18 protein-coding genes and 1 CRISPR repeat array are annotated in these 26,278 nt (G+C 57.5%); of the genes, 15 read left to right on the top strand and 3 right to left on the bottom strand.

Translation table 11 applies throughout. The features are described 5' to 3' along the window. Positions 1-24: 24 nt before the first annotated feature. From N4J17_RS07950 to cas3, 4 genes are all read left to right on the top strand, one after another. The gene (locus N4J17_RS07950) at positions 25-669 is read left to right on the top strand and encodes an MBL fold metallo-hydrolase (protein ID WP_198322786.1); all 645 of its coding nucleotides are present in this window, start codon (positions 25-27) and stop codon (positions 667-669) included. 74 nt (positions 670-743) lie between these two features. Continuing rightward, on the top strand, positions 744-1,019 hold the full coding sequence (locus N4J17_RS07945) for a cupin domain-containing protein (protein ID WP_198322785.1): 276 nt from the start codon (positions 744-746) through the stop codon (positions 1,017-1,019). A gap of 65 nt (positions 1,020-1,084) precedes the next feature. Next, positions 1,085-1,300 (top strand): hypothetical protein, encoded by a 216-nt coding sequence (locus N4J17_RS07940; protein WP_198322784.1) that lies wholly within the window; start codon positions 1,085-1,087, stop codon positions 1,298-1,300. Then, a complete protein-coding gene (gene cas3, locus N4J17_RS07935; protein WP_198322783.1) occupies positions 1,284-3,593 on the top strand; it encodes a CRISPR-associated helicase Cas3' in 2,310 nt (769 codons plus the stop codon). Before N4J17_RS07940 ends, cas3 begins: the two co-directional genes overlap by 17 nt. A 12-nt stretch (positions 3,594-3,605) precedes the next feature. On the opposite strand, the gene N4J17_RS07930 is transcribed toward cas3, so the two are convergent. Continuing rightward, positions 3,606-3,821 carry an addiction module protein gene (locus tag N4J17_RS07930; RefSeq protein ID WP_198322782.1) on the bottom strand — a complete coding sequence of 72 codons (216 nt, stop codon included), beginning with the start codon at positions 3,819-3,821 and terminating at the stop codon, positions 3,606-3,608. 83 nt (positions 3,822-3,904) lie between these two features. On the opposite strand from N4J17_RS07930, the gene cas5c reads away from it, so the two are divergent. The 10 genes from cas5c to cas2 all read left to right on the top strand — a co-directional run bounded on the left by cas5c (position 3,905) and on the right by cas2 (position 11,257). Then, positions 3,905-4,645: a type I-C CRISPR-associated protein Cas5c gene (cas5c, locus tag N4J17_RS07925; protein WP_198322781.1), complete on the top strand. Its 741-nt coding sequence runs from the start codon at positions 3,905-3,907 to the stop codon at positions 4,643-4,645. Then, entirely contained in the window at positions 4,638-6,380 is a 1,743-nt protein-coding gene (gene cas8c / locus N4J17_RS07920) for a type I-C CRISPR-associated protein Cas8c/Csd1 (protein ID WP_198322780.1), read from the top strand. Before cas5c ends, cas8c begins: the two co-directional genes overlap by 8 nt. A 26-nt stretch (positions 6,381-6,406) precedes the next feature. Next, complete coding sequence (cas7c, locus tag N4J17_RS07915) at positions 6,407-7,405, top strand: type I-C CRISPR-associated protein Cas7/Csd2 (RefSeq protein WP_198322779.1); 999 nt, start codon at positions 6,407-6,409, stop codon at positions 7,403-7,405. 25 nt (positions 7,406-7,430) lie between these two features. Beyond that, positions 7,431-7,793: a hypothetical protein gene (locus N4J17_RS07910; protein ID WP_198322778.1), complete on the top strand. Its 363-nt coding sequence runs from the start codon at positions 7,431-7,433 to the stop codon at positions 7,791-7,793. A 119-nt stretch (positions 7,794-7,912) separates the two neighbouring features. Continuing rightward, positions 7,913-8,152, top strand: coding sequence for a DUF433 domain-containing protein (locus N4J17_RS07905; RefSeq protein ID WP_198322777.1), 240 nt, complete (start codon positions 7,913-7,915; stop codon positions 8,150-8,152). Then, positions 8,149-8,532 (top strand): DUF5615 family PIN-like protein, encoded by a 384-nt coding sequence (locus N4J17_RS07900; protein WP_198322776.1) that lies wholly within the window; start codon positions 8,149-8,151, stop codon positions 8,530-8,532. Before N4J17_RS07905 ends, N4J17_RS07900 begins: the two co-directional genes overlap by 4 nt. Before the next feature lie 85 nt (positions 8,533-8,617). Next, positions 8,618-8,812, top strand: a complete 195-nt coding sequence (locus N4J17_RS07895; protein WP_198322775.1) for a DUF2281 domain-containing protein — start codon at positions 8,618-8,620, stop codon at positions 8,810-8,812. Positions 8,813-9,176: 364 nt separating this feature from the next. Beyond that, the gene (gene cas4 / locus N4J17_RS07890; RefSeq protein WP_198322774.1) at positions 9,177-9,827 is read left to right on the top strand and encodes a CRISPR-associated protein Cas4; all 651 of its coding nucleotides are present in this window, start codon (positions 9,177-9,179) and stop codon (positions 9,825-9,827) included. Further along, positions 9,824-10,858 carry a type I-C CRISPR-associated endonuclease Cas1c gene (gene cas1c, locus N4J17_RS07885; protein WP_198322773.1) on the top strand — a complete coding sequence of 345 codons (1,035 nt, stop codon included), beginning with the start codon at positions 9,824-9,826 and terminating at the stop codon, positions 10,856-10,858. The genes cas4 and cas1c overlap by 4 nt, the downstream gene beginning before the upstream one ends. 108 nt (positions 10,859-10,966) lie before the next feature. Further along, positions 10,967-11,257, top strand: a complete 291-nt coding sequence (gene cas2 / locus N4J17_RS07880) for a CRISPR-associated endonuclease Cas2 (protein ID WP_198322772.1) — start codon at positions 10,967-10,969, stop codon at positions 11,255-11,257. A 180-nt stretch (positions 11,258-11,437) separates the two neighbouring features. Continuing rightward, positions 11,438-24,557: a CRISPR direct-repeat array (repeat unit 37 nt; unit sequence GTATCTCCCGGCTAAATAGCCGGGAGTGGATTGAAAC). Between the two features lie 40 nt (positions 24,558-24,597). On the opposite strand, the gene N4J17_RS07875 is transcribed toward cas2, so the two are convergent. Together N4J17_RS07875 and N4J17_RS07870 are read right to left on the bottom strand one after the other, a co-directional pair. Beyond that, the gene (locus N4J17_RS07875; protein ID WP_232470423.1) at positions 24,598-25,155 is read right to left on the bottom strand and encodes a hypothetical protein; all 558 of its coding nucleotides are present in this window, start codon (positions 25,153-25,155) and stop codon (positions 24,598-24,600) included. An 87-nt stretch (positions 25,156-25,242) separates the two neighbouring features. Continuing rightward, positions 25,243-25,632 carry a DUF423 domain-containing protein gene (locus N4J17_RS07870; RefSeq protein WP_198322770.1) on the bottom strand — a complete coding sequence of 130 codons (390 nt, stop codon included), beginning with the start codon at positions 25,630-25,632 and terminating at the stop codon, positions 25,243-25,245. A 110-nt stretch (positions 25,633-25,742) separates the two neighbouring features. On the opposite strand from N4J17_RS07870, the gene N4J17_RS07865 reads away from it, so the two are divergent. Beyond that, the gene (locus tag N4J17_RS07865) at positions 25,743-26,225 is read left to right on the top strand and encodes a TlpA family protein disulfide reductase (RefSeq protein ID WP_198322769.1); all 483 of its coding nucleotides are present in this window, start codon (positions 25,743-25,745) and stop codon (positions 26,223-26,225) included. Positions 26,226-26,278 lie beyond the last annotated feature (53 nt).

Below are 26,278 nucleotides of genomic sequence, written 5' to 3'. Positions count from 1 at the left end.
GTCGGTCAGATCAATCCAACCTCCATGAAATCCATCGTCATACCCGTCACCGCCTTCCAGCAAAACTGCACGATCCTCGGCTGCGAAACAACCAGGCTGGGCGCCGTGGTCGATCCCGGCGGTGAGCTGGACCGGATCATGGCCGCGGCCGAGGACGCCGGCTTCACCCTGAGCAAGATCCTGCTGACCCACGCCCATGCCGACCATGCGGCCGGCGCCGCCGCCCTGTCAGCACAGCTCGGTATCCCCATCGAAGGCCCGCAGCGGGACGATGCGTTCTGGATCGAAATCCTCCCCCAGCAATGCCGGATGTTCGGTCTGCCGGGGACCACAGTGTTCACCCCCGACCGCTGGCTGGAACACGGCGACACCGTGAGCTTCGGCGCGGAGACCCTGGAAGTGCTGCACTGTCCCGGCCACACACCCGGTCATGTGGTGTTCTTCCATCGCAGCCAGCGGCTGGCCCTGGTCGGCGACGTGCTGTTCAAAGGCTCGATCGGCCGCACCGACTTTCCCCGCGGCGATTACGACATCCTCATCCGCTCGATCCGCGAGCGGCTGTTTCCTTTGGGCGACGACGTGACCTTCATACCTGGCCACGGCCCGACTTCGACCTTCGGTGACGAACGGCGCTGCAACCCTTTTGTGCGAAACGGCCCTACGGCGTGAAATCTCGACGCGCCCGTGACGTTTGGGCTAGATTTTCCGCTCCCTTTCCCAATCGATGACAAGGAGCCAACCCCATGCCCACGATCAAGATCGAAAACAACCCCCCGGAAACCCGCCTCAGCGAACTGGGCGTTCGGCGCTGGCCAACCTGGAGCTGCGGTGTCTCCTCCTTCCCGTGGACCTACGACGAAAGCGAAACCTGCTATATCCTCGAAGGCGATGTCACCGTCACGCCCCAGGGAGGTGAGCCGGTCCGCATCGGCAAGGGCGACCTGGTCACCTTCCCGCCGGGTATGTCCTGCACCTGGGACGTGCATGTGCCGGTGAAAAAGCACTACACCTTCGGCTGACCGGCCTGGCGGAGCCGGGCTCCGGTACATAGACCGTACTGAGCGCGTCTACCGGAACGATAAGGATGCAGCGCGAGCGGCACGCCGTGCCGCTTTGCGACTTTCTCGCCATCCTGGGCATCTTGATCGCCACCTTCATCCGCGATTTGGAATACCTCCGCGAGCGGCTCAACGCCGCCACCGAACTCATCAGGGATATCCCCAAACACGGCCCGGATGTGGAAGTGGTGGCGCCGCACACGGGCTTCGGGAGACAGAAACACGATGCGGAAAGACGATAGCTACGCGCACAGCGCGAACCGGGCGGGAATTCGCCACCGATTGCGGGACCATTTGGCGAGCGTCAGCCGGCTTGCCGGCGAGTTCGCCGGGGGCGCGCCGTGGGCGGACGAGGCCCGCCTGGCCGGGTTGCTGCACGATTTGGGCAAGTATGGGGACCGCTTTCAGGCGCGCCTGCGCGGTGAAGACCAAGGACTGGATCACTGGTCCCAAGGCGCCTGGCTCGCGCTCAGCGAATACAAGGCCATCGCGGCGGCCTTGGCGATCCAGGGGCATCACATCGGCTTGCAATACCTCAGCACGGACGGCTGTAGGGGGCTCGAGCTGCAAAAGCTCACCCAGAACCACCCCCTGCAACTCTCGCTCAGCAGTCATCGCCTGGACGAATTGAAAGCCCGGCTCGCCGCCGACGGCCTGATGGCGGCTCAACCGCGCAGCACCGTCTGCGGAATGGAACTGGACAGCCGCATCGACCGCATGCTGGACATCCGCCTGTTGTTCTCGGCGCTGGTGGACGCCGATTTTCTCGACACCGAGGCGCATTTCGAAGGCGATCAGGGTGGCAAGCGCTACCGACCGCCGGGATTGAAGCTCGAACCCGAGCGCGCCTTGCCGCTGCTCCTTGCTGAAATCGAGCGGCTGCAAGCCGGGACTCGCGCCGATGCCCGGGTGGCCGAAATACGGTCGAGCTTGCATCGGGCCTGTCTCGAGGCGGCAGAGTGGCCCCAAGGGCTGTTCACGCTCACCGCCCCCACGGGCAGCGGCAAGACGCTGGCCATGCTGGCTTTCGCGCTCAAACACGCGAAACAACAGGGCTTGCGGCGAGTCGTCATGGTCATCCCTTATCTCTCCATCATCGAGCAGACGGCCCGAATCTACCGGGACATTTTCGCGCCCCGGTTTGGCAATGCGTATGTGCTAGAGCATCACTCGTTGACCGGAGGCGGAGCGGAACCAAAGGAGAATCAACACGACAACGAAGGCCATCAAACAGAAGACCCCGAGCGCCGCCGGCGCCTTTTGGCGGAAAATTGGGATGCGCCGTTGATCGTGACGACCAGCGTGCAAATGCTGGAATCGCTGTTTGCCAACCGGCCTTCCACCTGCCGCAAACTGCATCGCCTGGCTGGCGCGGTGATCCTGTTCGATGAGGTGCAGACCTTGCCCGCCAATCTGGCCGTGCCGACCCTGGCTGCGCTTTCCCATCTGGCCCAGGCCCATGGTTCCACGGTCGTATTTGCCACAGCCACCCAACCGGCCTTCACCCATCTGCATGAGACGGTTCAACAGCAGTGCGCCGGCGGCTGGCAGCCGCGCGAAATCGTCCCAGAACCGAGCGCATTGTTCACGCCGTTGAAACGGGTCACGGTGGAGTGGGGCGATCCCGGCGACCCTCTATCCTGGCAAGTCCTCGCCGAGCGGTTGAGACAGCCTCCACAAGTCCTGTGCATCGTCAATCTCAAGCGGCATGCAAAGGAGTTATGGACGTTGCTGCAAGAAGTCGACGCCCTGCACCTTTCCACCAACCTCTGCCCGGCTCATCGCCGGGATGTGCTTGCGACCGTCCGCCAGCGGCTCGAACGGGGAGCCCCTGTCCGCCTCATTGCCACCCAATGTATCGAAGCCGGCGTGGATGTAGATTTCCCCGTGGTTTATCGCGCCTATGCGCCGCTCGATGCCATCATCCAGGCGGCGGGGCGCTGCAATCGGGAGGGGAAACGCGAGGCGCTCGGGCAGGTTTATGTCTTTATGCCCGAAGACGAGCGCTATCCGCCCGGCGGCTACGAACAAGCGGCCAAGATCACCCAAATGCGGCTCAAACGCCTCGGCAAGGCGGGCATGGTCATCGACGACCCTGAATTCATCACCGCCTACTACCGCGAGCTGTACGACATCAGCCGGCCCGAAACGGCCAAGAAAGCCTGCGAGCTTTTGGACTTCGTCCGGGCAGGTGCATTTCCGGAAATCGCCCAGACGTACCGGCTGATCGAGCAGGATACGATCAACGTCGTCGTGCCTTATGCGGCCCGCTTGGATTTGTTCACAGCGTTGCAAGAGATGGCCGACACGGAAGGGCTGAACGCCCGCTGGATCAAAAAAGCCCGCCCGCTGTCCATCAGCCTGTTCCGCCCCAAGGCGGACGACCCTGTGTGGGATGGCCTGATCCCGGTGCAGAACAAGCCTCAGCGCGGTAAGAAAAGCCAGGAAGACTGGTTTATCGCCACCGTTCCCGAACATTACCACCCACAGCTGGGCTACCAGCCGCCGACGGGTTTGAATCTATGGATAGCATGACGGCACGGCTCATCACCCAGCCAGAATGTCAGCCTTGACTTGTGCCCAAGACTCCCCGCCTTCGGGGGCGGCGCGACATCCGTCCAGGCAGGCGTCCGATTCGCGGCGTTGCCAGTCCGTCAGTGGCACCGCCTCGGCGTCCTTGGCGAGGCTGTCCCACAAGTGCTCAACCAGACGAATACGCTCCGGTACGCTGAGTTCGAAAAGTTCGGATGAAGCAAGATTCATGTTGTCCACCGTAATGTCATGAATGGATTTTTGGCTATCTTTTAAAAGCTGATCTACCTCAAGCCAACCCAGAAGGAGAACTCATGCGCGGAAAAACCCATTGCCTGGAAGTCTGGGGCGATTTTGCCTGCTTTACCCGACCGGAGATGAAGGTCGAGCGTTACAGCTACCCGATCATCACGCCCTCCGCCGCGCGGGGTATCTTCGATGCGATCTACTGGAAGAAGTCTTACGGGTTTTACTGGCAAGTGGAAAAGGTCGAAATGCTCAAACCGCCCCGCTACCTTGCCCTGCGCCGCAATGAGGTGAAGGACAAGGCGCCGGGCGACCACGTCATCCTCCGCTGGAAAGACGGGAGGGCAGAGCCGGAGCCCTTGTGGGCCGACGGCGACCGCGAGCAGTTGGGAACCGATCAGAAAGGCCGCACCCAGCGCCAGACCATGGCGCTAAAAGATGTGCATTACCGCATCTACGCGCACCTGCGCTTTCGTGACGATGGACAGGATGTGCGGGCTTGCGACGCTCAATTCGAGCGTCGCGCTGCTGGCGGGCAATGCTACTACCAGCCGTTTTTCGGCTGCCGCGAATTTCCCGCCTTTTTCGCCTTGGCCGACGCCGAAAGGCCTGGTCCCGAGCCTGTGCGGCTCGATCTCGACTTGGGCTTCATGCTCTACGACGTGTTCGATCTCAGCCGCGCCAATGACAACCAAGCACCGCCAAGCATCAGCGTGTTTCATGCGCAACTGCGTAACGGTGTGATGCAAATACCCGGTTACGACGTCTCCGCCGTCAAGAAAGCGGTGGAGGCGAGCGGCCATGCTTGATGCCATCCTCAAACAGGCCGGCGCGTCCGAACCCGGCTTCACCCGCAAGACCGTCAAATGGGCCATCACCTGCACTCGGGACGGACGTTACACCGGCGTGGTTCCGCTCGGTGAGGATAAGGGGCAGACGTTCGACGGCTGTCCCCAGCTGAGCCAGCCCGAGTTGGTGGGCGGCGACGGCGCCCGCGCGCATTTTCTGGTTGAAGGTTTGCCCACCATCGCCTTGTTTTGGAAGGAGGGCCTCGATGACAAGGAGCAAGAAAAATTCCGCGCCAAACATGCCTATTTTCGCGGGCTGCTGGCACAGGCTGCGGAAGTCGCGCCATACCTCAAGGCTGCTGCCGCCCTGCTGAACGACGAATCCGCAATGAATGAGGTGCGGGCCGACTTGAGTCGGCAAAAGGCCAAGCCTACCGAATCCGCTTGTTTTCGCATCGATGGCCTAAACCCGCTGGAGCAAACCGATTGGCACGACTGGTGGCGCGCCTTCCGTGGCACGCTGAAAACGCCGAAAGCCAAAGCCGCCCCCAAAATGCGTTGCCTGCTGACCGGCGAAATCGTCGAACCCATGTCGACCCATCCGAAAATCAAAGGGCTAGCCGGTGTCGGTGGGTTGGGAACGGGCGACGTGCTGGCCGGCTTCGACAAACAGGCCTTCCAATCCTTCGGACTGGAACAGGCGGCCAATGCAGCGATGTCGGAGGAAACCGCCACCGCCTATGCCGAGACCCTCAACCGCTTGATTGCCGAGAAAAGCATCAAGCTGGGCAACGTGCTCGCCGTGTACTGGTTCGATCGAAACATCCCCCTCGATGACGATCCATTGTCTTGGCTGAAGGAGCCGGAAGCGCAAACCGCCGCCGGCGCCGAACTCAAAGCCAGGAAGCTCTTGGAAGCCATCCGCAGCGGCCAGCGACCGGACTTGAGCAATAACGTGTATTACGCCCTGTTGTTGTCAGGTGCGGCGGGTCGGGTGATGGTGCGTGAGGTCATGCACGGGTCGTTCGAGGCGCTGACCGCCAACGTGGAAAACTGGTTCAGAGACTTGGCCATCGTGGCGCACGACGGGAAAATGCTGGCGCCTACGCCCAAATTCCTCGCCGTGGCCGGGAGCTTGGTGCGCGATTTGAAAGACCTGCCCGCGCTCATGGTTCAACACCTCTGGCGAGCCGCCATCACCGGCGGCGATATTCCTTATGCCGCTTTGGCCCAAGCCACGTTACGCGCACGCATCGATGTCATCAACGATACCCCCGTCTCCCATGCCCGCATGGGACTCATCAAAGCCTACCACCTGAGAAAAGGAGACTCGTACATGCAAGCTCATGTAAACCCCGAACACCCAAGTCCCGCGTACCACTGCGGCCGACTCCTCGCGGTACTGGCCCGGCTGCAACGCGCGGCATTGGGCGATGTCGGCGCGGGCGTGGTGCAGCGTTATTACACCGCCGCCAGCCAGACTCCCGGCCTGGTGATTGGCCGTCTCGCCGCCAATGCCAAGAACCATTTGAACAAGCTGGAGGGTGGCTTGGCGTACTGGTACGAAAACCAGATCGCCGACGTGATGGCGGCCATGAACGACATACCCGGCATTCTCACGCTGGAACAACAAAGCCTCTTCGCCCTCGGCTATTACCAGCAGCTTGCCGCGCTCAACGCGGGCAACAAAAACAAGCCCGCCGAATCTGAGAACAAAGCCGAACCCCCTGCCGACCTGTTCGCAGCCCATGCCTAACCTCACACCTCAAGGAGAAACCTATCATGGCAATCGATAACCGCTACGAATTCCTCTTTTTGTTCGACTGCGAAAACGGCAATCCCAACGGCGACCCGGACGCCGGCAACGCGCCGCGCATCGATCCCGAAGATATGCATGGGCTGGTATCAGATGTAGCACTCAAACGGCGGGTGCGCAACTACGTGCAAATTGCACGTGGAAATCAGGCTCCGCATGCGATCTTCGTCGAGCACTCTACAAATTTGAACAAACCCATCGCCCTAGCCCATGAAACCGTCAACGGTTCTGTTCCAAAGGATGGCAAGGCCACCAAACGCCAGGCTGGGGAGGCAAGACGATGGATGTGCCAGAGCTTTTACGACGTGAGAACGTTTGGGGCCGTGATGAGCACTGGAGCCAATGCGGGACAAGTTCGTGGACCTGTTCAGTTTTCTTTTGCTCGTTCCATCCATCCGGTTCTTCCTATGGACATCGGAATTACACGGATGGCGAAAACTCCAACTACCAAGGAGATCAAAAGTGATGCGAGCTACCAGGAACACGCCGAATGGGAGTCTAAACAGCCGGAGGATGAGCTCCGCACCATGGGCCGCAAAAACCTGATCCCCTATGGACTCTATGCCGCCAAGGGTTTTATCAGCGCCAACTTGGCCCAGGAGACCGGCTTCGGTGAAGAAGACCTTGCCCTCTTTTGGGAAGCGCTGGCGAACATGTACGACCATGACCGCTCCGCCAGCAAGGGCATGATGTCGTGCCGAGGTCTCTACGTGTTCAAGCATGTGGGCACCGACAGTAACGAGGAGCAGCGCCGGCGTCAGGCCATGCTCGGTTGTGCTCCCGCCCATCGATTGTTGGATTACACCCGTGGTGCGGACGACAAGGAGCAAGCAATCATAGAAATCCACAAGCTCGAAACCCCCCCTCGCACCTTTGGGCATTACCAGGTCAGCATGTTTCCAGAACGTTTGCCGGCCGGGATCGAACTCTGGTCCTGGGTCGATGGCGGGCTGAGGCGTATTTAATCCTGACCCTACTCGGAGAACCCTCATGGGCTTATCCCACATCACAACCACCGTAACCAACCTGTCGAAAACTCAACCGCCCTACGAAGCCGAGTTCCTCGTCGACACGTGCGCCATCGATTGCCTGGTGCCGGCATCGGCCCTGAAGGCCGCAGGTGTCGAGATAGAGGGGCGCGATGCCTACGAACGCGCCAATGGCGAAGTCGTGGAATATCCCTATGACTTTGCGAGGATCAACTTCATGGGGGCGGAAACGGTTGCGCAGGTCATTTTCGGGCCGGAGGATTGCGAGCCGATACTCGGCGTTGTCGCACTGGAAAACACTGGCATCGGTGTCGATCCGGTTTCTCGTGAACTTAAGCGCATGGCCGCCAAGCCGCTCAAATAGCGGGCGGGAGCGGTAACTGAGTGGCGAAAACCGTTCTCCCGTCGCCAACCAATTCCGTTACGGCTGCTCGAACGACGCGACAATCACTTCGCTCAATTTCAACCCCACCGAGGTACACCATGAACTGGAAAGACCGCATTGTCGTCGACCCCGATATTTTGGTTGGCAAGCCCATCATCAAAGGCACGCGTATTTCGGTCGAATTGCTTTTGGATCGGCTGGCCGATGGGTGGTCCATCGACGATATTCTCCGATCCTATCCACATCTTACGCGCGACGATGTCTTGGCGGCGCTGTCCTTTGCGGCCGAGTTGTTCCGCGAGGAAAGATTCGTCGCCGTGGGTAAGGTCACGTCGTGAGCGTGCGCATCCTGCTCAATGAAAATTTTCCTGCGCCTTCGGTGCAGCCATTGCGCGACGCCGGGTTGGATGTGCTTGCCATCGCGGAATCGTGTCCCGGCATGAAAGACCCCGAGGTACTTGAACTGGCCGTCGCCGAACAGCGATGGCTGGTGACATTCGATCGGGATTACGGCGAGCTGATTTTTGCCCGGAAGAATCCCGCTCCACCTGCGGTGATATTGTTTCGGGGAGCGTCTTACCGACCTGAAGAACCGGCGGAATGGATGTTGCGCCTACTTCAGAACCGTGAGGAGTGTCTGGGCAAATTTGTGGTCTTCGACGGCGAGACCAGCAGAAGCCGACCCTTGCTTCGTCGGATCGTCCATGGACAAGAATGACGGCTCCGCCGGCAGGAAACCCACTTGAGTACCCACGGAGAATCCTTATGTGCCCAGGTATTTTGAAACTTTCCAGGAATTTCGCATGAGTACTGCAGAACAGGTCTATGAACAGGTCAAGGCGTTACCGGAACCTCTGGCGCGCGAAGTCCTGGATTTCGTCGGCTATCTCGCCATGAAAGCGCATCGCGAGGAGGTTAAGGACCTGGTTTTTGCGCAGGAGAGCAGTCTGGACGAAATCTGGAACAACACGGAAGACGATGTGTGGAACGATGTGTAAACCGGCTTCCATCGTCGTGCTGCCTTATCCGTTTTTCCGATGCAGCGCAACACAAAAGGCGGCCGGTTCGGGTGCTGACTACGCCTGACGAATTTGGCGACTTCATCGGCCTTGCGGTCACCTCCAAGGGACATCTTGAGGCTGCTGTCGTGCTTCTTCAGCAAGAGATAACCTCGGGTACCTTGCCCAAATCCTGTTGGATACGCACGGACAAGGTTTTCACCTTGTATTCGGAAATTGATCGTCAAAAGTGTCGGCGAGGTGGGACAGACTGTCTTCCTGCAGGCGCGACGGGCGATCTGCGGCAAAATCGGCTGTCACCCGGGCACACCCGAATAAACCAGGCTATTGAGTAGGAACGTAGATGAGCCGGCCCACGGATGCATTGCTGCAGATTCCGCTTTCCAGCCTCAACCAATACGCCTACTGCCCGCGCCGTTGTTATCTGATTCACGCCGAGGGTGAGTTCAAGGACAACGTCCACACGGTCAGTGGCACTCTGGAACATGAACGGGTGGATCAGAGCGAAAGCCGGGGACAGGTGGGGATTCGGATCGAATACGCGCTGTCGGTCTGGTCAGACAGTCTGGGCTTGAGCGGCCGTTGCGATGTCGTGGAGTTCCATCCCGACGGCACGATTTATCCCGTGGAATACAAACACGGCAAGCGCAAGCAGTGGGACAACGACGATTTGCAGCTCGCCGCGCAGGCTCTGTGTCTGGAAGAGATGACCGGCAAACCCGTGATCCGCGGGGCCATTTTTCACCAGCAGTCGAAACGTCGGCGCGAGGTGCTTATCACCGAAGCGTTAAAGCAAGCCGTGCGCGAAGCCGTCCCCCGTATTCGCACGCTTCTGAACGGAGCCATCCGCCCACCTCCACTTCAGGGAGCGGACACCAAGCGCTGCGGGGAGTGCTCACTGCGGGACATTTGCGAGCCGGAATTAGCCGGCGCCGACCCAACCTTGAGCGCTCTCGCAAAAAGTTTATTCGAACCGGAAGAGGACCTTCCATGACCGTGCTGCAAAATACTCTCTATGTCACCACGTCCGAGGCCTATCTGCGACTGGAGGGCGAGACCGTGTGCGTGATGATCGAGGATCAAAAGCGCCTGCAAGTCCCGCTGCATCACTTGTCCGCCTTCGTGCTGTTCGATCACGTCATGCTCAGCCCGGCGCTGCTCGGCCGCTGTGCCGAGGATGGCCGTTCCGTGGTGTGGCTCAATCGCTCGGGAAAATTCAGCGCCCGCTTGGAGGGGCCGGTCAGTGGTAATATCCTGCTGCGACAGGCGCAATTTCGGGCGGCAGAAGATGGCGCCCAAACCTTGCGCATCGCTCGGGCGGTTGTGGCCGGCAAGCTGCGCAACAGTCGGCAGGTGTTGATGCGCGGCGCGCGCGAAACGGATGATGGTGACGAAAAAGAGGCTCTAGTGCGCACCGCTAAGCTCATCGCCAACCAGGTGCGTAAGATTCCTTTGGCTGAAGACCTCGATACCCTGCGCGGGCTGGAAGGCGATGCGGCCAGGCTTTATTTCGAGGCCCTGCCCAAGGTCATGAAGCCGCAAGCGCGCGCCGAATTTCCCTTCGACTGCCGCAACCGGCGACCGCCGCGCGACCGCTTCAATGCGCTGATTTCGTTCCTTTACGCGCTGGTGCTGAGCGACTGCCGCGCCGCCTTGGAAACCGTGGGGCTCGATCCGCAACTGGGTTTTCTGCATGCGGTGCGGCCGGGTCGCCCGGCCTTGGCGCTCGACCTTTTGGAGGAATTCCGCGCCCCGCTGGCCGACCGGCTGGCTTTGACTCTCATCAATCGCGGCCAACTGCAGGCCGGCGATTTCGACGAACGGGAGGGTGGGGCTGTGCTGCTCAACGACAAGGGGCGCAAGACCGTCATCGCCGCCTACCAAACACGTAAACAGGAGGAAATCACTCATCCGGTGCTCAAACAAACCCTGCCGGTTGGCCTGCTGCCGCATTGGCAGGCGCGCCTGTTGGCCCGTTATCTCCGTCAGGACGTGGCGCATTACGTGCCTTATCTGTACCGGTGAACCGTCAGCAAACGATGCGCAAAGCGTTTTCCTCCCAGGACGCCATCGGCGACCCCTTGTTCTCGTCGGAGCCCGCTTGCGGGCGATGGGACCTATAGGATTGATGGCATGTTGATTTTGGTTTCCTACGATGTCTCCACCGAATCCGCCGCCGGCCGCCGGCGTTTGCGCCGGGTTGCCAAGGTATGCCTGAATTACGGTCAGCGGGTGCAGAAATCCGTCTTCGAATGCAAGGTCAACCTTGCGCAGATGGAAATCCTCAAGGCCGAACTGTTGGACGAAATCGACGAGGAAGAGGATAGTCTGCGCATTTACCGCATCAGCGAACCGCTGGATAAAAACCTCATGGAATTCGGCAAGTTCAAGGCGGTGGATTTTGAAGACACCCTCATCGTTTGACAGGCGCGAACCCCAAGCCATGCTGTTTTGGCGGGAGGTCCGCGCAGCGCCCAAGAGATTGAAATGCAAGCAAATCAGCGTCTGCCTCTCAGTCTTCGTCGCCGCCGCCCGGGCCTCGTCCCGCCACTTCGCGCTTTGCTCACCCAAAAGTCTTTCGTATCATACGCCTGCGGCCAAGCTGTATCTCCCGGCTAAATAGCCGGGAGTGGATTGAAACGCGCAGGCGGGCAGCAGACGCGCGTGGACTTCGGAGTATCTCCCGGCTAAATAGCCGGGAGTGGATTGAAACGTCAGCCGCCACGTACAAGTGGGAACACCGCGTCCGTATCTCCCGGCTAAATAGCCGGGAGTGGATTGAAACTCATTAACGTTGCCAAATACTGCTTTATCTTTTCGTATCTCCCGGCTAAATAGCCGGGAGTGGATTGAAACCAGGTCGTCAACCCGGAGACCGGGCAGGCATCCATGTATCTCCCGGCTAAATAGCCGGGAGTGGATTGAAACATGACGTAGACCCGCGAAGATAATTTCGCTCTTGCGTATCTCCCGGCTAAATAGCCGGGAGTGGATTGAAACGTTTTGATGTTGATTGCCATGGTATCTCCTTCAGGGTATCTCCCGGCTAAATAGCCGGGAGTGGATTGAAACGTATTCCTCACGGGCCTGGATCAAGATCAAATCAGTATCTCCCGGCTAAATAGCCGGGAGTGGATTGAAACTAGGTCTTGCTCATGTCTATCTCCTTTTCGATGCTGTATCTCCCGGCTAAATAGCCGGGAGTGGATTGAAACTTCGTACTCTGCGAGTGCCTCTGGGTGAAACTCGTATCTCCCGGCTAAATAGCCGGGAGTGGATTGAAACGTCGGGCCGCAGGCCGGCGACGCGGAGTTGGGCGTATCTCCCGGCTAAATAGCCGGGAGTGGATTGAAACCTCGCTCGCGCCTTTCCGATTCCAATTTCCGCATACGTATCTCCCGGCTAAATAGCCGGGAGTGGATTGAAACCCCTCCAGCGCCACCGGAGCCGGACGGATGCGGCAGGTATCTCCCGGCTAAATAGCCGGGAGTGGATTGAAACTTCGCTCACTCCGTATCGTTTGAGCTGTACTGCGTATCTCCCGGCTAAATAGCCGGGAGTGGATTGAAACTCAGTGGCGTTGGGCTTGCGTTCGAGGAGGTAGGTGTATCTCCCGGCTAAATAGCCGGGAGTGGATTGAAACACTTCGTCATCTGATAAATGCCATTGCCCATAATTGTATCTCCCGGCTAAATAGCCGGGAGTGGATTGAAACCCATCGCATCGACCACCTGTTCGGCGGTATGCACAGTATCTCCCGGCTAAATAGCCGGGAGTGGATTGAAACCGGCTGGTCTACGCCGAGCAGTTGGGCATTGATCGTATCTCCCGGCTAAATAGCCGGGAGTGGATTGAAACCCGAGCAAATCCGGGAGGCAATCCTATCGTATCGGGTGTATCTCCCGGCTAAATAGCCGGGAGTGGATTGAAACTCGTCGACGACCGCGCCATCAACCAAGAATGGCGTATCTCCCGGCTAAATAGCCGGGAGTGGATTGAAACCTTGTCGTGCACGAAGTCCTTGCGACCCAGACTGGGTATCTCCCGGCTAAATAGCCGGGAGTGGATTGAAACTTCGGCAAGCCGAACCTGCTCAAGAATTCCACCTGTATCTCCCGGCTAAATAGCCGGGAGTGGATTGAAACCGCTCATCTCATCCACTCCGCCAGCCGGGCTAATACGTATCTCCCGGCTAAATAGCCGGGAGTGGATTGAAACCATTACGGGGCGCAGATTCTCCGTGCCGGCTTTGGTATCTCCCGGCTAAATAGCCGGGAGTGGATTGAAACATCATGCGGACGGCGGATGTGGCTGAATTCCAACGGGTATCTCCCGGCTAAATAGCCGGGAGTGGATTGAAACATGCGGCCCGTTCATTTCTTCATCTCCTCTCGCTGTATCTCCCGGCTAAATAGCCGGGAGTGGATTGAAACAACCTCCAGCTCGGCGAATGCTGGGAGGACCGCGGGTATCTCCCGGCTAAATAGCCGGGAGTGGATTGAAACCATCGAGCCGCTGCTGCGCAGGACCGTGCAGGACGTATCTCCCGGCTAAATAGCCGGGAGTGGATTGAAACCCGGTCGCCTACCACATCCGCAAGGCCCACCCCGGGTATCTCCCGGCTAAATAGCCGGGAGTGGATTGAAACGACAAATTGAGCGGCGACGTGCTGCCGGCTTTGCAGGTATCTCCCGGCTAAATAGCCGGGAGTGGATTGAAACCCTCCTCGATCCAGCAGATGTCCACCCCCTCCAAGGTATCTCCCGGCTAAATAGCCGGGAGTGGATTGAAACCATCCTGGCATGACGAGGTGAACGGCATCATCCGGGTATCTCCCGGCTAAATAGCCGGGAGTGGATTGAAACTGCGCGGAATGAAGAACAACGCCCAGGCCCTGAAGTATCTCCCGGCTAAATAGCCGGGAGTGGATTGAAACAGGCCCGAGCGATGGCTTGAACAAATCTCCCAGGCGTATCTCCCGGCTAAATAGCCGGGAGTGGATTGAAACGTCTTGAACCTGGAGAATTTCGCCGCCGGCATCGGTATCTCCCGGCTAAATAGCCGGGAGTGGATTGAAACTTCATGCGCAAGGGAAAGAGCCGGTTGCCCATCGGTATCTCCCGGCTAAATAGCCGGGAGTGGATTGAAACTTCGAGGCTGGAGTCGAATTGTCGTGTCCGCTATAGTATCTCCCGGCTAAATAGCCGGGAGTGGATTGAAACAAGTCTGCCTCCGTTTCAATGCGGACGCTCGACGTATCTCCCGGCTAAATAGCCGGGAGTGGATTGAAACGCCAAGGCCGCCGCTGATGCGACCGCGCAAATGGCGTATCTCCCGGCTAAATAGCCGGGAGTGGATTGAAACCGTCGATACCTGGTCGTCGTTGCCGTAGCTCAGCGGTATCTCCCGGCTAAATAGCCGGGAGTGGATTGAAACAAAAACGGCAATCCATTGTCATCGAATGAGGCGCATGTATCTCCCGGCTAAATAGCCGGGAGTGGATTGAAACTACGATGGACGATGGGCGTAATGTGACGCTTGCCACGTATCTCCCGGCTAAATAGCCGGGAGTGGATTGAAACCCAGGCGGCCTGCCACTCCGCCAGCATTGCGGGGTGTATCTCCCGGCTAAATAGCCGGGAGTGGATTGAAACCCGAGAAATGCCCGAACGTAGTCCAGCTCTTGGGGTATCTCCCGGCTAAATAGCCGGGAGTGGATTGAAACCCGGTATCGATTGGTGACGGCGCAAACGTGTTCGGCGTATCTCCCGGCTAAATAGCCGGGAGTGGATTGAAACAACGTGGGATTGGCGGCCACCGCATCGGCATAGACCGTATCTCCCGGCTAAATAGCCGGGAGTGGATTGAAACCGTCGAGCAGCAGAAAAAGGCCATCCTCGACCAGGTATCTCCCGGCTAAATAGCCGGGAGTGGATTGAAACTTGGTTGCCTGCGCCCCGGTGCAGGTCGGGCCGAAAGTATCTCCCGGCTAAATAGCCGGGAGTGGATTGAAACATCGTCATTCCGCCATCATCGGGCCACATCCGGGTGGTATCTCCCGGCTAAATAGCCGGGAGTGGATTGAAACGTCCACGGGGCGGATCGTGCCATCCATTGCCAGGTGGTATCTCCCGGCTAAATAGCCGGGAGTGGATTGAAACGAGCAGTCCGTGACGCTGATGCAAGCCCCGAACATCGTATCTCCCGGCTAAATAGCCGGGAGTGGATTGAAACATTAGCGACTTGGCGTAATCCGCGATATTCTTGATGTATCTCCCGGCTAAATAGCCGGGAGTGGATTGAAACATGTACTGCCCCATCTCATCCTGGAGCGTGCTTACGTATCTCCCGGCTAAATAGCCGGGAGTGGATTGAAACGGATTGAAGCCGGCGGAGGAATCGAAGCCGGCGGGTATCTCCCGGCTAAATAGCCGGGAGTGGATTGAAACAGGTCTTGCGCGTCTTTCGTAGCTTGGGTCGCAGCGGTATCTCCCGGCTAAATAGCCGGGAGTGGATTGAAACGGTTACCGCCAGAGGCGAATTCGAGTTCCGCTTGGGGTATCTCCCGGCTAAATAGCCGGGAGTGGATTGAAACACATCAATGCCGGCGAAGGAATCAAGGCAGGCTTAGGTATCTCCCGGCTAAATAGCCGGGAGTGGATTGAAACCCGATACCGGCGGCAGATACGGCAGAACTCAAGGCGTATCTCCCGGCTAAATAGCCGGGAGTGGATTGAAACATCGGTCATCAGCTCCGGTTGATGGCGACGCCAGAGTATCTCCCGGCTAAATAGCCGGGAGTGGATTGAAACTACGAATTCACACGCGACAAGCTGCGCCGCAAAGGTATCTCCCGGCTAAATAGCCGGGAGTGGATTGAAACGCGATGCTCACGGCTTGCTGCATGTATTGGCCAGCGGTATCTCCCGGCTAAATAGCCGGGAGTGGATTGAAACATGTGGACGCGCTCGTCGCCGACAACGTTGCGGTGTATCTCCCGGCTAAATAGCCGGGAGTGGATTGAAACACGACCGCAGGTCTGGAAGACCTGCTCCAGGGAAGGTATCTCCCGGCTAAATAGCCGGGAGTGGATTGAAACTTCGCTGGCGATAAGCCGATGGATTGCGATGAGTGTATCTCCCGGCTAAATAGCCGGGAGTGGATTGAAACTTTTTCAAATATTTTTATCGCCAGCCTCTATAGGTATCTCCCGGCTAAATAGCCGGGAGTGGATTGAAACCCTGGTCGTAGAGGTTGCACTGATTTCATGGTTGAGGTATCTCCCGGCTAAATAGCCGGGAGTGGATTGAAACTCCGATGCCGGTTAGCTGAAAAAAGCGGATTAGGCGTATCTCCCGGCTAAATAGCCGGGAGTGGATTGAAACCGCCCAGACGAACAAAAACTTGACGCCCTTCTTGATGTATCTCCCGGCTAAATAGCCGGGAGTGGATTGAAACTCCATCTGCGCGGCAGTGCGGACGATCTCGCCACGTATCTCCCGGCTAAATAGCCGGGAGTGGATTGAAACACCTCACAAAAGATACAGGCCGGCACGCCCGCCAAAGGTATCTCCCGGCTAAATAGCCGGGAGTGGATTGAAACTGGCGCATCGCGGCGGTATTGATGCCAATTCCAGGTATCTCCCGGCTAAATAGCCGGGAGTGGATTGAAACAATCGGACAAGTACGGCGGTCTGCTTCTCGTACTCGGTATCTCCCGGCTAAATAGCCGGGAGTGGATTGAAACAGCAGATTGCGCTGACTGTTGATATCATCATCGGTATCTCCCGGCTAAATAGCCGGGAGTGGATTGAAACATGGAATCGCTGAATCCGAGCGTTGGCGCAGACTCGTATCTCCCGGCTAAATAGCCGGGAGTGGATTGAAACCTCACACCCGAGGTACATCTATGAGCACCAAAGAAGTATCTCCCGGCTAAATAGCCGGGAGTGGATTGAAACGAATGAGAACGTGCCGACCTGGCGGACGCTCAGGTATCTCCCGGCTAAATAGCCGGGAGTGGATTGAAACGCCTACCACATCCAGAAAACCCATCCTGGTGACTGTATCTCCCGGCTAAATAGCCGGGAGTGGATTGAAACGAGGAGGACCCAAGCGTCCGCTATCTGCTGATGCAGTATCTCCCGGCTAAATAGCCGGGAGTGGATTGAAACCTCCTGATCAGCCCGCAGCTCGCCGGTGTTCGCGCGTATCTCCCGGCTAAATAGCCGGGAGTGGATTGAAACTCCGCCGCCTTCCTCGAGGTGGGTGTTGTACAAATGTATCTCCCGGCTAAATAGCCGGGAGTGGATTGAAACGCCCGCTTCGGCTGTTTTGGGTGCAGATTAATTACGTATCTCCCGGCTAAATAGCCGGGAGTGGATTGAAACCACCTGCACGACAAAGACCGCGACGGACAGACCCGCGGGTATCTCCCGGCTAAATAGCCGGGAGTGGATTGAAACGTCAGCCCGGTGAGCAATGAGCCCCACCCGTTATGTATCTCCCGGCTAAATAGCCGGGAGTGGATTGAAACTTCGCCGGCTACGGTGCCAACATCGGACAGGGATTGAGTATCTCCCGGCTAAATAGCCGGGAGTGGATTGAAACAGATCAAGGCGCTGCTGGGCAAAGCGGATCAGTTCGTATCTCCCGGCTAAATAGCCGGGAGTGGATTGAAACTCGATCCAGCCCCGCTTCGGCCTGGCCCAGGTGACGTATCTCCCGGCTAAATAGCCGGGAGTGGATTGAAACCCAGAGGGATATGGCGGGCGGCTGACCGGGCAATGGTATCTCCCGGCTAAATAGCCGGGAGTGGATTGAAACTTCGCCGGCTACGGTGCCAACATCGGACAGGGATTGAGTATCTCCCGGCTAAATAGCCGGGAGTGGATTGAAACATGCTTTCGTCGGGCGACGACATCGAGACTTGGCAGGTATCTCCCGGCTAAATAGCCGGGAGTGGATTGAAACCTTGTCGTGGACGAAATCTTTGCGGCCCAGACTGGGTATCTCCCGGCTAAATAGCCGGGAGTGGATTGAAACCTGACCGTTGCCGCGCCAGATAATCCCGCGCCTTTGTATCTCCCGGCTAAATAGCCGGGAGTGGATTGAAACGATGAAATCGGAGCGGGTGCGATCTATGCGATTGGGGTATCTCCCGGCTAAATAGCCGGGAGTGGATTGAAACATTCCAGGGCGCGGCCTTGATGATGGATCGCAATGGTATCTCCCGGCTAAATAGCCGGGAGTGGATTGAAACATGCGGCTGCGGCTGGAAAAAGAGCAGGCCGACTTGTATCTCCCGGCTAAATAGCCGGGAGTGGATTGAAACCGTTCGGGGACATCGACTGGATGATAGGCACGCCGGTATCTCCCGGCTAAATAGCCGGGAGTGGATTGAAACATGCCGAGAGCGGCGGCCATGGCCACCATTCCGCCGTATCTCCCGGCTAAATAGCCGGGAGTGGATTGAAACATTGCGGAGCCGGATTTCAGTGCGCGTGGCGTCGTCCGTATCTCCCGGCTAAATAGCCGGGAGTGGATTGAAACGATCTGGCGGGCACTGGATAACCGGGAACTGTGCGTATCTCCCGGCTAAATAGCCGGGAGTGGATTGAAACCCAGTACGAGCAGCGGGAACCGCAGAAGCCCGAGTATCTCCCGGCTAAATAGCCGGGAGTGGATTGAAACTTGTATGGTTGATGACGGTGGACCCGTCTTTGATGTATCTCCCGGCTAAATAGCCGGGAGTGGATTGAAACACCGATCACGGCTACTGGTCGCGGCTAGTCATCGGTATCTCCCGGCTAAATAGCCGGGAGTGGATTGAAACGCGATGCGCGTCCAATTTTGGTGGCAGCGCGCGCCCGTATCTCCCGGCTAAATAGCCGGGAGTGGATTGAAACCTGCCGCACTGGATCGAGGCCGGAGAACCACGGCAGTATCTCCCGGCTAAATAGCCGGGAGTGGATTGAAACTCAGCCGACGATGAAACCGGGGAAATCCGAGAGGTATCTCCCGGCTAAATAGCCGGGAGTGGATTGAAACAACAGATAGATGCGGCCGCCGTGCCCATCCTTCCGTATCTCCCGGCTAAATAGCCGGGAGTGGATTGAAACAAAGACTGTTGCCCGTGCCGCAGCCACTCCGGAATGCGTATCTCCCGGCTAAATAGCCGGGAGTGGATTGAAACCGGTATCGCCAAGCATGAGGGCGAGGAGCAGGCGGGTATCTCCCGGCTAAATAGCCGGGAGTGGATTGAAACTTCGGGAAGCCAGCCGATCAATACGAGCCCATGCTGTATCTCCCGGCTAAATAGCCGGGAGTGGATTGAAACTGCTTGGCATGCGATAGTCGGCTGTAGCCCTTACAGTATCTCCCGGCTAAATAGCCGGGAGTGGATTGAAACCCTGGAACGGCTGACCCGTGACGGCCGCGACTTCTGCGTATCTCCCGGCTAAATAGCCGGGAGTGGATTGAAACAAAACACATGGACGCCAAGATGGACTACGACTACCGTATCTCCCGGCTAAATAGCCGGGAGTGGATTGAAACCATCCGGCCTTCGCCGAACAGCGCGAGCTGGGGAGGTATCTCCCGGCTAAATAGCCGGGAGTGGATTGAAACATGATCGCCGCCCTTTGCCACCATGCGGCCACGGGAGTATCTCCCGGCTAAATAGCCGGGAGTGGATTGAAACACTGCGCCGTTGCGGATGTGCACGTCCTCAATCGGTATCTCCCGGCTAAATAGCCGGGAGTGGATTGAAACAAAGGCCTGCTGGGCGATGTGAATACGTACATCGGTATCTCCCGGCTAAATAGCCGGGAGTGGATTGAAACCATTTCATGCCCTCAAAGTGATTCAGAAAGAAAGGTATCTCCCGGCTAAATAGCCGGGAGTGGATTGAAACAGCCTGCGGTTCGCCGAACCGTAGGCTGTACTGCAAAGTATCTCCCGGCTAAATAGCCGGGAGTGGATTGAAACTGTCGAGCCCGGACGCTATGACAGGGATTACCGAAGTATCTCCCGGCTAAATAGCCGGGAGTGGATTGAAACTTCGTCCGCCGATGGCGGTAATGATCCCTTGATCCGTATCTCCCGGCTAAATAGCCGGGAGTGGATTGAAACTGAAAAAGAGGCTTGCAACACATGCAATGTAAACGTATCTCCCGGCTAAATAGCCGGGAGTGGATTGAAACCGGCATATTGCCGCGCTCGATCTGACCGCCAAGCGTATCTCCCGGCTAAATAGCCGGGAGTGGATTGAAACAAGGCGAGCAAGATGGAGTTCGACGGCTATCTGGGTATCTCCCGGCTAAATAGCCGGGAGTGGATTGAAACTCTTTCGCCTTGGGCATGCCCTGGAAGCCGAAATCGTATCTCCCGGCTAAATAGCCGGGAGTGGATTGAAACAACTCGACGTTCATTTGCCATCCTCCCCGGAAGCGGTATCTCCCGGCTAAATAGCCGGGAGTGGATTGAAACATCGAGCTTCGCCAGGTGGTGGCCGATCTGGTGGAAGTATCTCCCGGCTAAATAGCCGGGAGTGGATTGAAACTCCGAATTGCCGGAATTGCCGGTTCGTATCTGTCGTATCTCCCGGCTAAATAGCCGGGAGTGGATTGAAACCCACGTGATCCAGCGACCCGCGAAACCGAGGAAGTGTATCTCCCGGCTAAATAGCCGGGAGTGGATTGAAACACGACGACGAACCAGACCTACACCTACACCGACAACGTATCTCCCGGCTAAATAGCCGGGAGTGGATTGAAACGAAAGTGCTGCCTTGGGATTTATGCGCCGTCATGGTATCTCCCGGCTAAATAGCCGGGAGTGGATTGAAACGGCTCGTGGCCCGACACCGTCGCCGTCAGCGTCACCGTATCTCCCGGCTAAATAGCCGGGAGTGGATTGAAACATTGCCGGCTGGGACATCACCGGCTACACCTACCGTATCTCCCGGCTAAATAGCCGGGAGTGGATTGAAACCATTGACCGAATGGCGAATGGTCTCAAGGGGATCGGTATCTCCCGGCTAAATAGCCGGGAGTGGATTGAAACAGCGTAACTGTCAATACCTGGAGCAACCTGGAAGGGTATCTCCCGGCTAAATAGCCGGGAGTGGATTGAAACCTGTACTGTCGGGCGGTAGTACGTCGACAGCAGGATGTATCTCCCGGCTAAATAGCCGGGAGTGGATTGAAACGTTCCACACCTCAATGCAAATGCCGCCTGCTGGGGTATCTCCCGGCTAAATAGCCGGGAGTGGATTGAAACCTGGCCGGCCGGATTCACGTGGGACGACATCACGGTATCTCCCGGCTAAATAGCCGGGAGTGGATTGAAACCGCATAGCCGGACACCCTACTCGCACCGGCACATGTATCTCCCGGCTAAATAGCCGGGAGTGGATTGAAACCATTCTCGGCGCCTATGACGGAAACCTCTATTACGTATCTCCCGGCTAAATAGCCGGGAGTGGATTGAAACCGTCAACGGCCTTGGGAAGACGCGCTACCCCACACTGTATCTCCCGGCTAAATAGCCGGGAGTGGATTGAAACTCCGGGCTGCTCGACCCCATGATCGACGATTTCAGGTATCTCCCGGCTAAATAGCCGGGAGTGGATTGAAACTACGTGATGTCGTCCCACGTGAATCCGGCCGGCCAGGTATCTCCCGGCTAAATAGCCGGGAGTGGATTGAAACTTGGATTGGCGGCCGCGCTGGACGACCCTGTGATTTGTATCTCCCGGCTAAATAGCCGGGAGTGGATTGAAACCCAAGAGACGTACTTCCGTTTAACCATTCGATCTCGTATCTCCCGGCTAAATAGCCGGGAGTGGATTGAAACTGCGCCATCGAGCGCCGGGAGTTTCGGGGCCGAGTATCTCCCGGCTAAATAGCCGGGAGTGGATTGAAACTTCAACAAGCCCCGGCCGCGACTGAGGGAGGCACGGTATCTCCCGGCTAAATAGCCGGGAGTGGATTGAAACTCGGACGGGGACACCATCACCGTGCTCGATGCCTGTATCTCCCGGCTAAATAGCCGGGAGTGGATTGAAACTTGAGGATCTTGAACTTCTCTGCCGTGACCTGGCCGTATCTCCCGGCTAAATAGCCGGGAGTGGATTGAAACAAGCGATGCTTGACCAATTTCCGGAGTACTGGCCGGTATCTCCCGGCTAAATAGCCGGGAGTGGATTGAAACAGTTTGATCCCACTCAGCCGGTTTGGCGTGTGGAGTATCTCCCGGCTAAATAGCCGGGAGTGGATTGAAACCTCTGCTTTGACTTGGCCGAGCGTCATCCGATACCGTATCTCCCGGCTAAATAGCCGGGAGTGGATTGAAACCCCGGATGGACAGATTCATGATTACGAAACTGGGCAGTATCTCCCGGCTAAATAGCCGGGAGTGGATTGAAACCAGGGCGGTACGCAGGGAAAACTTTAGCCAGTCAGGTATCTCCCGGCTAAATAGCCGGGAGTGGATTGAAACCAGGGCGGTACGCAGGGAAAACTTTAGCCAGTCAGGTATCTCCCGGCTAAATAGCCGGGAGTGGATTGAAACTCGAGAATCTCGAAATCCTCTGCCGCGACCTTGCCGTATCTCCCGGCTAAATAGCCGGGAGTGGATTGAAACGTGAACTGCTTTCCCGAGCGGGTGAAGTGGGGCTGTATCTCCCGGCTAAATAGCCGGGAGTGGATTGAAACAGTAATTTCACCAGTATCCAAGACGCCAACCAGCTTGTATCTCCCGGCTAAATAGCCGGGAGTGGATTGAAACTGGCAGCCTATGACACCGACGAGGCGGACTGGCAGTATCTCCCGGCTAAATAGCCGGGAGTGGATTGAAACTCTCCGACACCTTGGCGGGTCTCTCGCTCCTTAAGGTATCTCCCGGCTAAATAGCCGGGAGTGGATTGAAACGTTCAGTGCCCCCTATGATTTGGTCCAACAGGTATCTCCCGGCTAAATAGCCGGGAGTGGATTGAAACTTCTCTCTTTTTTCCGGTTTTTCTCTCTTTTGGGGAGTATCTCCCGGCTAAATAGCCGGGAGTGGATTGAAACTTCATATTCTTTCCTCAAAAAACCTACCGCGGCTAAGTATCTCCCGGCTAAATAGCCGGGAGTGGATTGAAACTTTGAAATCAAAAAAAGTGCAAAATCCCCATGGCGTATCTCCCGGCTAAATAGCCGGGAGTGGATTGAAACCCTGCCAGAGCGAAGCCGGCCATGGATGGCTGGCGTATCTCCCGGCTAAATAGCCGGGAGTGGATTGAAACTCTTCGCGTACTCAATGACGCCGTGACGCTGATTGTATCTCCCGGCTAAATAGCCGGGAGTGGATTGAAACACGGAAGACAGAAATTTTCTTTACGCTGCCGTCGGGTATCTCCCGGCTAAATAGCCGGGAGTGGATTGAAACCGCGAAGCGCGGCGGCGAGTGGCCCCATCATCCAGTATCTCCCGGCTAAATAGCCGGGAGTGGATTGAAACAGTGCATTGATTCTTTTATCATGATTGCCGCTCTGTATCTCCCGGCTAAATAGCCGGGAGTGGATTGAAACCTTTCAACGCGGCTGCCAAGACCGGCATCATCCAGTATCTCCCGGCTAAATAGCCGGGAGTGGATTAAAACGGCAGTCGGATAGGGATGGCGGTGATCGCTGCGGGCGGTATCTCCCGGCTAAATAGCCGGGAGTGGATTGAAACTGGTTGTGAGTTCGGCAGGTCTTCAGCCCACTGCGGTATCTCCCGGCTAAATAGCCGGGAGTGGATTGAAACCTGGTGGTGGGGTTGTTGGGGTGGCTGGCTCGCTGTATCTCCCGGCTAAATAGCCGGGAGTGGATTGAAACCCCTCTCCCTCGCTGGCAGCGGCCAATTCGAAGTCCGTATCTCCCGGCTAAATAGCCGGGAGTGGATTGAAACCTCCAGCCCGCCCAAGACGACGCCCAGAATCACTGTATCTCCCGGCTAAATAGCCGGGAGTGGATTGAAACGAATACCATGCCGTCGAGCCAGTTGGCGTCGGAGATTGTATCTCCCGGCTAAATAGCCGGGAGTGGATTGAAACATCCTATTTCTACTCCTACGCCCACGCCTACTCCGTATCTCCCGGCTAAATAGCCGGGAGTGGATTGAAACCTTGGCGCTGGAGGTCCAGGACGCGCTGGTCGACAGTATCTCCCGGCTAAATAGCCGGGAGTGGATTGAAACGATACCGGGGAGAACCTAACCCATGCTCCCCCAAGTATCTCCCGGCTAAATAGCCGGGAGTGGATTGAAACCTCGACCGCGACCGTCGCCTTGCGGTCGCCGCCCGTATCTCCCGGCTAAATAGCCGGGAGTGGATTGAAACCTGGGTGTTCGGCTTGGCCTTCGGCCTGCTTGTCTGTATCTCCCGGCTAAATAGCCGGGAGTGGATTGAAACCGACGCCGAATGGCGCGCTGGCGTGACGCTGTGGGTATCTCCCGGCTAAATAGCCGGGAGTGGATTGAAACAATGCCCCTGAAGCAGAGCAGCCAGATATGAAGCGTATCTCCCGGCTAAATAGCCGGGAGTGGATTGAAACCGAGCCCTATCAAAAGTATGCACGAGAGACGAAAGGTATCTCCCGGCTAAATAGCCGGGAGTGGATTGAAACTGAATCCGGTGACCTGCGTCGAAACTCTGGTGAGGGTATCTCCCGGCCAAATAGCCGGGAGTGGATTGAAACCGATATTCTTATCCTCAACAAGCCTAATAATTTCAAGCCATCAGTCGGTCTTCATAAACGTTGCGCTGAGCAATTCGCTGCCGCTGGCGTCTTTCAATAGTACGACGTCGCCGGGTTTTACATCGGGGATTGCCTGCTCGGCGATTTCGGTCGAGATATCCGGATCGCATATGCCGGATTTGATTTGCAGTATGCCGCGTCGATAGAGTTCTTTGGCTGAGAAAACAGCCTCTCTCGTCTTGGCTTGTTTGAGGTCGAGTTCGCATTCGGCAAACGCAGCCCCGTCGGAGTGCCGGAATTCCACCAGGAAGTCATGCCGATTCTTCGCTTCGTCGGCCGTCATGAGCTTCAGGGTGGAGTTTGGTATTTTCACCGTGAGGGAAACTTCGATTCGGTCTTTGTTGGCGGACCACCAGGTTCGCTTCACCGTCAGCACGGCTCCGTCCTGCTTCCGCTTGGCCACAGTCACGAGAGGCTGGGCTTGTGGTCGGGGCGTCGGCGTCGCCACGGGATTCGTGGCGCTGGCGACGGCATCATAAACCGGGAAGTCCGCTTGCAATGTGCTTACCGCGACCGACAGCGCCACCGCGCCGCTCAACGGTATCCACGAGTGCCTGGTCCGCATGGATGGTGACATCGAATTACCTCTTCATCGTAGTTTCATGGAACTCGCCGGAGTACCGGCTCACGGTTGCCGCCAGCCATGAACCGCCACACAAGCCCAGGCCGCGAGAAAAGCCACGCCGCCGAGGGGCGTGATCAAGCCCAACCAGCGGATGCCGGAGACGGCTAGCAGATACAGGCTGCCGGAAAACAGAAAGATACCGGCGAGCATCAGCCACGCCGCCCAGGCCAACGGCCGGGACTGAGGAGCCTGTTGCCTCAAGAGGGTGATCAAACCCAGCCCCAGCGTGTGCCAGAGATGGTACTGCACGCCCGTGTGGTAGACCGCCAGTATCTCTGGCGCGAGGACGTTTCTGAGCCCATGGGCGCCGAAAGCACCCATGACCACGGCGGTAAAGCCGGCGATGCCCGTCGTCACGAGCCAGCCGTTGGTTCCTCTCCTCTTATTCATTGTATCTCCTGTCCTCCAGGGCCTTGGCGATAATTGCAGCCTGCCGGAAAATAGTTCAGGCTACCGCTCTTCGAGTGTAGCGCCTTCGCTTTTTTCGCATATCCAATATCATGATCAGACATTTTGCTTCCGGATGCGCCGCTGTATTTTTCACCGCCGCGGTGTCCGCCAATCCTGCCCCGGACTGCCAATTGACCCGGTATCAGGACGGGACTCCCCTGAATATCGCCGGATTCAAAGGCAAGGTGACCTATGTCGACTTCTGGGCCTCCTGGTGCGGCCCTTGTCTGCAATCGTTCCCGTTTATGGCCGAAACCTACAAGGACTTCAAGCCCAAGGGTTTCGAGCTGATCGCGGTCAACCTCGATGAGGAGCGGGAGGGCGCAGACGCTTTCCTGGCGAAACAGCCGGCCGACTTCACCATCGCCTCCGATCCAGAGGGCGATTGTCCCAGACGGTACAACGTCCAGGCGATGCCGTCCTCCTTCCTCATCGACCGGAAGGGCAATATTCGCCATGTCCATCTGGGGTTCAGGGAAAAGGACAAGATGGAAATCCGTGCCCAGATCGAAGCGCTGCTCAACGAGCCGTGACCGCTGTCCGAACATACCACAATGAAGCCCTCCCCGGTTCGACGGCGAGGACG

The sequence above is a fragment of the Methylococcus capsulatus genome, assembly GCF_036864975.1.
GTDB lineage: Bacteria > Pseudomonadota > Gammaproteobacteria > Methylococcales > Methylococcaceae > Methylococcus.
This window is presented reverse-complemented; position numbering and strand designations above follow the sequence as displayed.